Source organism: Shewanella sp. FDAARGOS_354 (assembly GCF_002209245.2).
Classification (GTDB): domain Bacteria; phylum Pseudomonadota; class Gammaproteobacteria; order Enterobacterales; family Shewanellaceae; genus Shewanella; species Shewanella xiamenensis.
In genome coordinates this window covers 435,484-448,711 of record NZ_CP022089.2, presented here as the reverse complement: position 1 = coordinate 448,711, position 13,228 = coordinate 435,484, and the positions used below count along the sequence as shown (strand labels likewise).

The following is a 13,228-nucleotide window of genomic DNA, read 5'->3' as shown; positions in this document are numbered from 1 at the left end:
CGATGACGCCTATCTAATCAATTAGCCAAACAATGATTCACATCACAAATTTTATCGGTACAATAGTGTCCAGTGAGCACGTTTAAAAAACGATAACCTAAGACCATGGAGAGATACTAATGGCTTTCGAATTACCCGCATTACCATATGCAAAGAACGCACTAGAACCACACATTTCTCAAGAAACCATTGAATACCACTACGGCAAGCATCACAACACCTACGTTGTTAAGCTAAACGGTTTGATCGAAGGAACCGATTTCGCAGGCAAATCTTTAGAAGAAATCATCAAAACTTCTACTGGTGGCGTATTTAACAACGCAGCTCAAGTTTGGAACCACACTTTCTACTGGAACTGCTTAGCGCCTAACGCTGGCGGTGAGCCAACTGGCCCTGTGGCTGATGCCATCAACGCGGCTTTCGGCTCATTCGACGCATTCAAAGCACAGTTTACCGATTCTGCAGTCAACAACTTTGGTAGCGCTTGGACTTGGTTAGTGAAAAAAGCCGATGGCACTGTTGCTATCGTCAACACTAGCAATGCTGCAACTCCTCTGACTGACAGCACTGTGACACCAATCCTGACTGTTGACGTGTGGGAACACGCTTACTACATCGATTACCGCAACGTACGTCCTGACTACTTGGCCCACTTCTGGCAATTAGTTAACTGGGACTTCGTGAACCAAAACTTCGTGGGTTAATCGTCTCTCAGCGATCCTTAAAAAGAGCCCAAGTGGCTCTTTTTTATTACCTCAAAAATCATTCATCTTCGACTTCCCGTTAAACTTCACCTGATAACTACAAGTGCAATAATTGCAATTGCAATCATTTGTTATTGTTTTTATTTGATATTTTTTTGACACAGCAAGCAAGTTTGTGTCTAAGATTAGTGTAGGAAGCTGAAAAATCAGTTATCCCTTCCATAACATCACTGGCGTTTCAGGGGGTTTATATGGGCATTTTCGAGCATTACCAAAAGCGCTACGAACAAAAACTCGATGAAGAATACACTTTGCAGGAATTTCTGGATATCTGTAAAGAAGATCGCAGTGCTTATATGTCAGCATCTGAGCGATTACTGCTCGCCATCGGTGATGCTGAAATTATCGATACGGCTAAAAATCCAACCCTAAGCCGTATCTTTTCGAATCGTCTCATCTCACGCTATCCCGCATTTAAAGACTTTTACGGTATGGAAGATGCGATTGAGCAAATCGTTGCCTACCTAAAACACTCAGCCCAAGGCTTAGAAGAATCTAAGCAAATTTTATACTTACTCGGCCCAGTGGGTGGCGGTAAGTCATCACTGGCAGAAAAACTTAAATCATTGATGCAAAAAGTGCCCATTTATATTCTGAGCGCTAATGGGGTAAGAAGCCCAGTGAATGATCATCCCTTCTGTCTCTTCGATGTGGACGAAGATGGTCAACTATTGCGGGATGAATTCAATATTCCCAGCCGTTATCTCAAAACCATCATGTCACCTTGGGCGGTGAAACGTCTGCACGAGTTTGGTGGCGATATTTCTAAATTCCGCGTGGTCAAAGTCTATCCCTCTATTCTCGATCAATTGGCGATTGCCAAAACCGAGCCTGGGGATGAAAACAACCAAGATATTTCTTCCTTGGTGGGTAAGGTCGATATTCGTCAGCTAGAACATTTCTCGCAAGACGATGCCGATGCCTATGCCTACTCCGGCGCATTATGTCGCGCTAACCAAGGGATAATGGAGTTTGTGGAAATGTTTAAGGCGCCGATTAAGGTGCTACATCCACTGCTGACCGCGACGCAAGAAGGTAACTATAACGGCACGGAAGGCTTGTCTGCCCTGCCCTATAGCGGGATTATTTTGGCACACTCTAACGAGTCAGAATGGTCAACCTTTAAAAATAACAAGAACAACGAAGCATTCCTCGACAGGGTTTATATTGTCAAAGTGCCTTATTGTTTACGGGTATCGGAAGAACTGCAGATTTACAAAAAGCTCATACAAAATTCTGAGCTATCTCAAGCACCTTGCGCCCCCGGAACCATAGAAACCCTAGCGCAATTTAGCGTACTATCAAGGCTCAAAGTCCCAGAAAACTCTTCTATCTACTCGAAAATGCGAGTTTATGATGGTGAGAGCTTAAAAGATACTGATCCTAAAGCAAAATCCTACCAAGAATATCGCGATTATGCAGGCGTCGATGAGGGAATGAACGGCCTTTCTACTCGTTTTGCCTTTAAGATCCTGTCACGGGTATTTAACTTTGACCATTCCGAAATTGCCGCTAATCCAGTGCATTTATTCTATGTGCTTGAACGGCAAATTGAGCAGGAGCAATTCCCTAGCGATACCGCCGAACGTTATCTGGAGTTTTTAAAAGGCTACTTAATTCCTAAATATGTCGAATTTATCGGTAAAGAAATCCAAACCGCCTATTTAGAGTCCTACTCTGAATACGGCCAAAATATCTTCGACCGTTATGTCACCTATGCCGATTTTTGGATTCAGGATCAAGAATATCGCGATCCAGAAACGGGCCAGTTGTTTGACCGCGCCGCACTGAATGCCGAACTTGAAAAAATCGAAAAACCTGCGGGCATCAGTAATCCAAAAGATTTCCGTAACGAAATTGTCAACTTTGTCCTGCGCGCTCGCGCAAGTCATGAGGGCCATAACCCACTGTGGACCAGCTATGAAAAACTACGCACTGTGATCGAGAAGAAAATGTTCTCGAATACAGAGGACTTACTGCCAGTTATTTCCTTTAACGCCAAAACCTCGACTGACGATCAACGTAAACACGATGATTTTGTCAATCGAATGATGGAGAAAGGCTATACCAAAAAACAAGTCAGACTCCTGTCTGAGTGGTATTTACGGGTTCGTAAATCCTCTTAACTTGCGCTCACTAAAAACGAGGCTTTGGTGTTGCCAAAGCCTTCGCTGGGGTTTGGGAGGTGCGTATGGCGAACTTTATCGATAGACGGTTGAATGCGAAAGGAAAAAGCACAGTCAACCGCCAACGCTTTATCAACCGATATAAGCAACAAATCAAAAAAGCCGTCAGCGATGCCGTCACGCGTCGCAGTGTAACGGATGTAGATAAAGGTGAAAAAATCAGTATTCCCACACGGGATATCAGTGAACCTATGTTCCATCAAGGTAAAGGAGGCGTAAGAGACAGAGTTCACCCAGGGAATGACCAATTCACCCGTGGCGATAAAATTGACAGACCACCGGGAGGTGCTGGCGGCGGAGCGGGTAAAGGTGATGCCTCCGATTCAGGTGAAGGTAATGATGACTTTGCATTTGAAATCTCAAAGGATGAATACCTTGAATTGTTATTTGAAGATTTAGAGCTCCCGAATCTACAAAAAAATCGTCTCAATAAGCTCGTTGAGTATCAAATCTACCGTGCGGGATTCACCAATGATGGGGTGCCTGCCAATATCAATATTGTGCGCTCACTGCGTTCATCCTTGGCGCGCCGTATCGCCATGTCGGCGAGTAAAAAGAAATTGCTCAAAGAGTTGGAACAGGAACTGGCAGAGCTTGAAAATATACCTGGAACAAAAGCTGAGCTGATTTTGGATTTAAAAGCACAAATTGAGGAGTTAAAGCAGAAAATTGCTAAAGTACCGTTTATCGATACCTTTGACTTACGCTTCAACAACTTTACAAGGCGCGAGGTGCCCTCAAGCCAAGCGGTCATGTTCTGCTTAATGGACGTATCAGGCTCGATGGATCAAGCGACAAAAGATATGGCGAAACGTTTCTATATCTTGCTGTACTTGTTCCTCACTCGTACCTACAAAAACCTCGAGGTGGTCTATATCCGTCACCATACCCAAGCGAAGGAAGTAGACGAACATGAGTTCTTCTATTCCCAGGAAACTGGCGGCACCATAGTGTCGAGCGCCTTGAAATTAATGCACGAAATTCAACAGGCGCGTTACCCTGCCAATGAGTGGAATATTTACGCCGCGCAAGCATCCGACGGCGACAATTGGGCCGACGATTCACCAACCTGTAGGCAATGGTTAGAACAAAAAATATTGCCACTGGTGCGCTATTACAGCTACATCGAAATCACCAATCGTGCCCATCAAACCCTGTGGCGTGAATACGAATCCCTAAAACAACACTACGACAACATAGCGGTACAACATATTCGTCAAGCCGAAGATATCTACCCTGTCTTTAGAGAATTATTTAAAAAACAGGCGGTTTAAGGGGGCTCTATGGGGATTAAAGAAGCAAAAACACGTACAGCCTTAAGCGATGGTCCAGACTGGAGCTTTGAGCTGCTACAAAGTTATTTAAAGGAAATTGAACGGGTGGCAGCAATTTACAAATTAAACGCCTATCCGAATCAAATCGAAATCATCACCGCAGAGCAGATGATGGATGCCTATGCCGGTATTGGGATGCCCATAGGCTACACCCATTGGTCTTTCGGCAAACGCTTTATCGAGACCGAACAAGGCTACAAACGTGGGCAAATGGGGCTCGCCTATGAAATCGTGATCAACTCCAACCCTTGCATCGCCTATCTCATGGAAGAAAACACCATCACGATGCAAGCATTAGTCATGGCGCACGCCTGTTTTGGACATAATAGTTTTTTTAAAAACAATTACCTATTTAAAACCTGGACCGATGCGAGTTCGATTATCGACTATTTGGTGTTCGCTAAAAACTATATCAGCGATTGCGAGCAAAAATACGGTGTCGAGCAAGTTGAAAGCGTGATTGACTCCTGCCACGCCTTAATGAACTATGGCGTTGATAGATATAAACGTCCTGCTGAAATCTCTTTTAGGGAAGAACAAGCGAGGCAAAAAGACCGCGAAGCCTATCTGCAAAGTCAAGTAAACGATCTGTGGCGAACAATTCCTACCTATCAACAACAGCAACCGTCGACCACTAAGCGCCGTTTTCCCGCCGAGCCGCAGGAAAACATTCTGTATTTTATTGAAAAAAATGCGCCATTGCTGGAGTCATGGCAGCGGGAAATTATCCGGATCGTACGCAAAATGGCACAATATTTTTATCCGCAAAAACAAACACAAGTCATGAATGAGGGGTGGGCAACCTTTTGGCACTACACTATTTTGAATCATTTATACGATGATGGTGTTGTCACTGACCGCTTTATGATGGAGTTTTTGCAAAGCCATACGGGCGTCGTAGCGCAGCCTGAATATAACAGCCGATACTACAGCGGAATCAATCCCTATGCCCTAGGGTTTGCGATGTTTACCGATATTCGGCGCATCTGTGAGGCTCCGACTGATGAAGACAAAGCCTGGTTTCCGGATATTGCGGGGAGTGATTGGCTCGAAACCCTACACTTTGCGATGCAGAACTTTAAGGATGAGAGTTTTATCAGCCAATACCTGTCACCAAGAGTGATCCGTCAATTCAAGCTGTTTGGCATCCATGATGATGAAAAACGTAACTATTTATCCGTATCCGCCATCCACGATGAACAGGGCTATCAAGATATTCGTAACTTATTATCGCAGCAGTACAATTTGTCTAATATTGAACCCAATATTCAAGTGCATAATGTTGAAATAAACGGCGACAGATCCCTTACGCTAAGGTACGTTCCCAACAAAGATATCCCGCTTGCTAATAGCTACAAAGAAGTGCTCAAGCATCTGCACCGTCTTTGGGGTTTTAGTGTTAGCCTTGAACAAGCCAACGCTGATAATAGTATTACATTATTAGCTACATGCCCTGAGCAGCCCAAAACGGACTGATAATCAGTGGTAAGACAACATACAAAAAAGCCGTTTTAGCGAAAACGGCTTTCATATTTTATTTGACCTGATTTTAACAAGCACCCAGATAGTGAATGCTCAGCGTCAGCTACGAATGCGAATCCTGTTGAGCAATTGAAGACGGCATATCATCACGCAATTGCAGCCACATTTTGCCACTATTGATCCCATAGGTACGCATTAATGCAGGCACATCGAGATAGTTTTTCGCTTTCGCTAACAGTTCTAACTCTTTATAAAAATTAAGTGCCAACTGACGAGCCTCTGGACTACTAAAATAGTAACGCCCAACTCGACTATATAGTCCCTTAAAGCCATTCAAGATCAATACATAAAGCGGATTACCCGATGAGAACGCTAACGTATGATGCAACAGATAATCATACTCGGCAAAAGATTCAGCGGTATCCTCTAACTGATGGATTTTAGCCAATACTTCCATCGCAGTATCAGGGCTGTTGCGCAGTGCGCCACGGAAATAAATTGCACTCACATTGGTACGAGCAGAGAGTAATTGGTCCACTAGTACAGGGAAGCCCTCAGGGTTGAGATCTGCAATCGTCTCAAGAATATTCAGACCCGAAGTTTCCCAAAAATTATTGACACGAGTCGGCTTGCCATGTTGAATTTTCAACCAACCATCACGCGCTAAACGCTGTAACACCTCACGCAACGTCGTCCGGGTCACGCCGATCAATTCAGAAAGCTCACGTTCAGCCGGTAAAATGGACCCTGGAGGAAACTTATTTTCCCAAATCGATCTTACAATATACTTCTCTGCAAAACTTGCAGGTCCTTTGGCATTGATAATCATCAGCCCACTTATCCAGTTGTTGTGCTTTAATAATGGTCACTGATCATACCAGAGCGGTAAAAAATGGAAACCATTGACTGAAACTCCCCGCTTCATCAGCGTACAATTGTCACAAAAATGTTTAATAAATCGACACAAATCAATAGCAATTGTACCAATTTTGCCGATTAGCTCCGCTTTTTGAAATCTGGGTTTGAGTAACTCGTTACATTAGCATTCTCTTTAGGCTAGACTGAATCCTAAAACATATGTCACTAACAATAACTTGTGAAATTTAAAACATAATTAGAAGAGAGGATGCCATGCCGATGACAATGAGTCAGGCGTTTATTGGAAACTTCTTAGGTAACTCACCTAAGTGGTACAAGATCGCAATACTGTCGTTTTTAATAATCAATCCAATACTCTTTTTCTATGTCAGTCCCTTTGTGGCTGGTTGGGTATTAGTGCTTGAATTTATTTTCACCCTAGCAATGGCGTTAAAATGCTATCCATTACAACCCGGCGGTTTGTTAGCCATCGAAGCGGTTGCAATTGGCATGACTTCAGCCAGTCAAGTGCTACACGAAATTGAAGCTAACCTTGAAGTGTTATTATTGCTAGTGTTCATGGTGGCTGGCATTTACTTCATGAAGCAACTGCTGCTATTCGTGTTTACTAAGATGATCACCAAAGTCCGATCTAAAATCTTAGTGTCTTTAATGTTTTGTTTAGCTTCAGCATTCCTATCCGCCTTTTTAGATGCTTTAACCGTTATTGCAGTAATTATTACCGTTGCAGTGGGCTTTTACTCTATTTACCACAAAGTTGCCTCGGGTAAAGATTTCTCTGCCGATCATGACCATACTTCAGAAGATAAAAACGAGGAAGGTGATGCCCAACTCAACGAAGCTGAGCTGGAGTCCTTCCGTGGCTTCTTACGTAACCTATTGATGCACGCAGGCGTTGGTACCGCATTAGGTGGCGTGTGTACTATGGTTGGCGAACCACAAAACTTAATTATTGCCGCCCAAGCTAACTGGCAGTTTGGTGAGTTTGCAATTCGTATGTCACCAGTTACCGTGCCGGTCCTGATTGCTGGTATCTTAACCTGCTACTTAGTCGAAAAATTCCGTATCTTTGGATACGGTGCGCAATTACCTGATGCTGTTCATAAAATCCTCTGTGACTATGCAGCCTATGAAGATGCACGTCGTACCAATAAAGATAAAATGAAGCTTATTGTTCAAGCCATTATTGGGGTTTGGTTGATTGCAGGTCTTGCGTTACATTTAGCCTCTGTCGGCTTGATTGGTTTATCCGTGATTATTTTAGCCACTGCGTTTAACGGTATTACCGATGAACATGCCCTAGGAAAAGCCTTCGAAGAAGCTCTCCCCTTTACGGCGCTGTTAGCGGTATTCTTTGCCGTGGTCGCAGTGATTATTGATCAACAACTATTTGCTCCCGTGATCCAATGGGCGCTGAACCACGAAGGCAATACCCAATTAGTGATTTTCTATATTGCTAACGGTTTACTCTCTATGGTCAGTGATAACGTGTTTGTGGGGACGGTCTACATTAACGAAGTCAAAGCGGCTTTGATTAATGGTCAAATTACCCGCGATCAATTCGACCTGTTGGCTGTGGCAATTAACACTGGAACTAACTTGCCTTCAGTTGCAACACCCAATGGTCAAGCTGCATTCCTGTTCTTACTGACATCAGCACTTGCACCACTCATCCGCTTGTCCTACGGCAGAATGGTATGGATGGCATTGCCTTACACGATCGTCCTATCGGTTGTGGGTGTAATGGCGATTCAAATGGGTTTCTTAGAGCAAATGACGCAGTATTTCTATGATTCCCATGCGATTTTGCACCACAGTGTTAAGGAAGCCTTAGCGCCTGCGGCAGCTCACTAACATAAATATCAGAGTTGACTGAACTTTATGAGTTCAGTACAGTCAAACAAACGCCCTATCTTCAAGGGCGTTTTTTGTTGATACGGAGTTCACTTTTGACAGCATTCACTCGCTTTGCCCATTCCCGTGCATCTTGGTTTATTCTGACAGGCTCTGCGATTGTCCTTGAAGCGGCCGCTTTATATTTTCAATACGTGATGAAATTAGATCCCTGTGTGATGTGTATCTACCAAAGACTCGCTGTATTCGGTATTTTGGCTGCAGGACTTGTGGGAATGACGGTGCCAAAGTACCGTATCGTTCGAATTTTGGGAGCACTGGGTTGGGCAATAAGCGCAACATGGGGCCTAAAGCTAGCATTAGCCTTAGTGGATATGCAAAACAATCCCTCACCGTTTTCTACCTGCTCGTTTTTACCCGAATTTCCAGCCTGGATGCCACTGCATGAATGGTTTCCTGCCATCATGATGCCGACGGGTATGTGTACCGATGTGCCATGGCAATTTATGGGAGTGACAATGGCCGAATGGATGGTCGTTGCCTTTAGTGGTTATCTAGTGATGTTATTACTGTTTATTGTGCCAATTCTCAGCGGCTCAAATAAACCGTCACTCTATAAATAAGTTTCAATAGGCAGACTTAAGGTCTGCCTTATTTTTATGCCTCTCCATTTATAACTTTAGTTAGTGTTATGACTTAACTTTGATTTAAGCCAATGGCAATTAGATCAAAAAAAGCTAAACTGGCTCAATGATCGCGGCATTTGGACCCCGTATAACATGGATAAACGGCCTATCTTTGCGCCACAAGCCTCGTTAACCCAATGGCAAAAAAGCCTGCCGTTTAAGCTCAGCTTGCTCCAACTCATCATCGCCAGCATACTGATTTTCAGTACTGCTTGGGTCATCCTTAATATCCAGACCCAACAAATCAGTGAGCAACAGACGTTGCTTAATCAGAATCACGGTCAAATAATTATTGCTAAACTGCAGGAGATGACCTCACAAGTCGAAAATCAAGTGAATGCGATTAGTCAAATCGCCATGCTCTACCGCCATGAACCTGAACAGCTCAGTAAAAGTATTCCCGTTTTACTTTCGATAGAAAGTCAAAAAGACATCATCTCTGGTGGCGGTATTTGGCCTGAGCCAGGCGCATTTAATCGGCAAAAGTTCCGTGACAGCTTGTTTTGGGCGCACAATATTCGCGGTGAGTTGGTTGCGATAGACAGCTACAACAGTGATAACTTCCCAAGTTATCACACTGAAGAATGGTATCGACCAACCCGTTTTTTCCCCGCAGGTAAAGTCTTTTGGTCTAAATCCTATATCGATCCCACAACCCATGAACCTATGGTTACCGCATCAAGCGCCATGTGGGTAGATCACCAATTTATCGGTGCAGCTACCACGGATATTAGTCTAGAAAAACTCAATCAGCTGTTACGCAATGCCATGTTGGATGTCAGTGGCTATGTCGTGGCTATTGACCATCAAAATCAAATACTGGCTTTTCCTAATCGTGATAATACACGCCAATCTCAGTCTGATACGACACACCATTTAATGAGCTTTGATGCGTTAGCTAAAGTAGAGCACGCTTTTACTCCTATAGCATCAGCGCTTCAGTTGGCAGATCGCAGTTTTATCGACCAAGCAATTGCTGAGCGCGTTTTTACTCAAGAGCAAATGGATAATCTCACTCGATTAAGCAGCGATAATGAGCGAGAAATGCTCTCTGCAATTGTGAATGACAACGCGAAAAACCATTTCACAACCCCCCGACGTATCGCTTCAATCGCATTGACAATGGATCCTGTCCTAAAGGCGCCTTCACTCGTTTCTGTTTTTCTCATGCCCCATACTTATTGGAAAATTTTAGTCGTCACACCAGTCGCACCGTTACAAGACACCGCTAAAAAACTGATTGAAAAGGTGGGGCTTTCTTTAGTCGCAATCCAAATGCTAGGCCTTATATCCTTGTTCATACTGCAACATAGGCTAATCATGGCTCCTATAATGGAAATGGTTAGAGCGCTTAAACGCAATGACTCTGCCTCCATCGAACTCAAAGCCAAAGAGCGCCATGACGAAGTCGGATTACTCGCAAAGACTTTTTTATCGCGTACTCAACAGCTTGAAATCGCTATGGCGAGTTTAGATGCCAGCAATCTCGCACTGGAACAACAGTTACTTAGTCAACAACATGTTCAACAGGAATTAAATCGACATAAGGAACAATTAAGATCTTTATTAGACTTTGCATCTACCATCATTTATATCAAAGACTTAAATGGCAGATACACCTTGGTCAATCATAAATATTGTGAAGTACTCGGTATCGAACGGCGAAAAATTATCGGTGCCATGGATTTTGAACTCTTCCCTGCTCCTCTCGCTCAACTCTACCAACAGAACGATCAAAGGGTAAACCATCGCCACGATGCTCTGCATTTTGAAGAGCCAATACCAACTCCCCGTGGTGAAATTATTTACCAGATGACTAAGTTTGATATCCGAGATGATGAAGATAATTCTATTGGCGTTGGTGCAATTGGCTTTAATGTGGATCTCAAAAAGCGCCAAGAGAAAGCACAAGAAAAACTGCTAGAACAACAACAGCAACAAATAAAGGAACAGCAACATCAAACTCAGTTAGCCCAGCAAGAACTCGCCTTAATGAGGGAGCAGATAGGTGAGCTCAATCATGAAATTACACAGCAAATCCAGCTCAACCTCAATAAACAGCAAAGTCTAAAACTCATGCAGCACTTCCTCGCCGAAGTGATTAATCAAATGATGCAAGAGCAGGATCGCCTCCTCGCTCAAGTATGTCAGATTCGTCAAGGTGAATATGTCGACCAGTCTGCTAAAGCGGTGCATCTCATGAGTCAACAGGCCGTAAGATTAAGACAAATATCGCAGCTATTTACTGATCAACATAGTGAAATACGACCGCTCCATTTAGCGCAGTTTCTCCAACATTTGCTCAGCCTATTACAGCCACAATTACTCAAAGCACAGGTGAAAGTAAATCTTAACTGCGATGAACTATTAATTATCGATGGTAATGCTTGGCAATATTTGCAGTTTTTCTATCGATTGCTTAATAACACTCTACAACACGCATTTAAAGAGCATCATCAACATCGCGAAATACTGTTGCAACTCGATAAACGAGGTAATGAATTACATATACTGCTACAGGATAATGGTGTGGGGATCTCGACAGCTCATCTTGAGCAACTCAGGCATGACATACTTCAAAGACAATGCACAGGAACGCTATCCTGCCTCAATTTGTGGATAAAATATGAGTTAAATGGCGAGCTAATCGTAAACAGCGAACTCAATCTAGGGGTAGTGTTCATAATTCTGTGTCATTTCAGTAAAATATTCAAAAACAGGAATGACACATGACCCAACCTTTTAACTTCGAACAAGCCCTTAAAGATCTGCAATCAGGTAAAAGCCTCACAGGTAAAGACAGCATTCTTGGTCCACTGATCAAGCAACTCACTGAAGCGGCTCTCCAGGCTGAGCTTGAGCAGCATTTAGCGCATGATCCTCAGCCTAATCGTAAAAATGGCAAAACCTCTAAGACCATTAAGTATCCGTCCGGTAACTTTGAGTTAGACGCGCCTAGAGACCGCAATGGCACCTTTGAGCCTCAGTTGATTAAGAAAAATCAAACTACGCTAACCGATGAAATCGAACGTAAAGTGTTATCGATGTTCAGTATAGGTATGAGCTATCGCGATATTAATCAACATGTTGAAGATATGTATGGGCTCAATGTGTCTAACGCAACAGTCAGTGCTATCACTGACAAACTCATCCCCGAACTTAAAGCGTGGCAACAGCGCCCATTAGATAGCCATTATCCTATCGTTTGGCTTGATGCGATACATTACAAAGTCAAAGAGGATGGGCGTTACGTCAGTAAAGCCGTTTACACATTGTTAGCGCTTAATATGAAAGGAAAAAAGGAAATTTTAGGGCTTCACTTGTCCGAAAATGAAGGCGCTAATTACTGGCTATCCGTACTGACCGATCTTAATAATCGTGGTGTAAAAGATATTCTTATCGCCTGTGTTGACGGTTTGACCGGTTTCCCTGAGGCCATAGCCAGTATCTTCCCTCATACGGAAACACAGCTATGTGTTATCCACCAGATCCGCAACTCAATGAAGTATGTCGCCTCAAAAAATCAGAAAGCGTTTATGGCTGATTTAAAGCCTGTGTATCGAGCCGTGAGTAAAGAAGCCGCAGAGATGGCATTGGACGAACTGGAGGCCAAATGGGGTGATGCTTATCCGCTGGTAATCAACTCTTGGCGTCGCAAATGGCATAATTTGTCCCATTATTTTAAGTACCCAGAACATATCAGGAAAGTGATTTACACGACCAATGCGGTTGAGGCTGTGCATCGCCAATTTAGAAAGCTCACCAAAACCAAAGGTGCTTTTCCTAATGAAAATAGCTTGTTGAAGCTACTTTACGCAGGCATATTAAACGCCTCAGATAAATGGACCATGCCAATCCACAATTGGAGCCTTTGTTTATCTCAGTTAGCGATTTATTTTGAAGGACGTTTAGATAGCGTGCTGGAAATTTAAAAATTAGCCTGACACAGAATTTTGAACGCCCTCAATCTAGGCACTCAAATCGAGTGCTATTGGCCGTTGGCTACGGTGTAACAGCTCTTTGCCGCCCGGCTCTATGCTTTA

General features: G+C 43.4%; 9 protein-coding genes. 8 read left to right on the top strand and 1 reads right to left on the bottom strand.

The genetic code is table 11. The features are described from left to right. The first annotated feature begins 119 nt into the window (after positions 1–119). From sodB to CEQ32_RS02060, 4 genes are all read left to right on the top strand, one after another. Positions 120–704, top strand: coding sequence for a superoxide dismutase [Fe] (sodB, locus tag CEQ32_RS02075; RefSeq protein WP_088585436.1), 585 nt, complete (start codon positions 120–122; stop codon positions 702–704). Between the two features lie 251 nt (positions 705–955). Continuing rightward, on the top strand, positions 956–2,890 hold the full coding sequence (locus tag CEQ32_RS02070; protein ID WP_088585435.1) for a PrkA family serine protein kinase: 1,935 nt from the start codon (positions 956–958) through the stop codon (positions 2,888–2,890). Positions 2,891–2,955: 65 nt separating this feature from the next. After that, positions 2,956–4,224, top strand: coding sequence for a YeaH/YhbH family protein (locus CEQ32_RS02065; protein ID WP_047535224.1), 1,269 nt, complete (start codon positions 2,956–2,958; stop codon positions 4,222–4,224). Between the two features lie 9 nt (positions 4,225–4,233). Beyond that, positions 4,234–5,760: a SpoVR family protein gene (locus CEQ32_RS02060; RefSeq protein WP_088585434.1), complete on the top strand. Its 1,527-nt coding sequence runs from the start codon at positions 4,234–4,236 to the stop codon at positions 5,758–5,760. A 109-nt stretch (positions 5,761–5,869) separates the two neighbouring features. Here CEQ32_RS02060 and fadR read toward each other — a convergent pair whose 3' ends face one another. Then, positions 5,870–6,595: a fatty acid metabolism transcriptional regulator FadR gene (gene fadR / locus CEQ32_RS02055; protein WP_037419862.1), complete on the bottom strand. Its 726-nt coding sequence runs from the start codon at positions 6,593–6,595 to the stop codon at positions 5,870–5,872. 302 nt (positions 6,596–6,897) lie between these two features. On the opposite strand from fadR, the gene nhaB reads away from it, so the two are divergent. The 4 genes from nhaB (at position 6,898) to CEQ32_RS02035 (ending at position 13,117) form a co-directional block, all read left to right on the top strand. After that, complete coding sequence (gene nhaB / locus CEQ32_RS02050; RefSeq protein ID WP_037419860.1) at positions 6,898–8,499, top strand: sodium/proton antiporter NhaB; 1,602 nt, start codon at positions 6,898–6,900, stop codon at positions 8,497–8,499. 95 nt (positions 8,500–8,594) lie between these two features. After that, on the top strand, positions 8,595–9,122 hold the full coding sequence (gene dsbB / locus CEQ32_RS02045; protein ID WP_037426767.1) for a disulfide bond formation protein DsbB: 528 nt from the start codon (positions 8,595–8,597) through the stop codon (positions 9,120–9,122). A gap of 156 nt (positions 9,123–9,278) precedes the next feature. Then, positions 9,279–11,918, top strand: a complete 2,640-nt coding sequence (locus CEQ32_RS02040) for a cache domain-containing protein (protein WP_088585433.1) — start codon at positions 9,279–9,281, stop codon at positions 11,916–11,918. After that, positions 11,915–13,117: an IS256-like element ISSod4 family transposase gene (locus CEQ32_RS02035; RefSeq protein ID WP_032482388.1), complete on the top strand. Its 1,203-nt coding sequence runs from the start codon at positions 11,915–11,917 to the stop codon at positions 13,115–13,117. The genes CEQ32_RS02040 and CEQ32_RS02035 overlap by 4 nt, the downstream gene beginning before the upstream one ends. Positions 13,118–13,228: the final 111 nt, after the last annotated feature.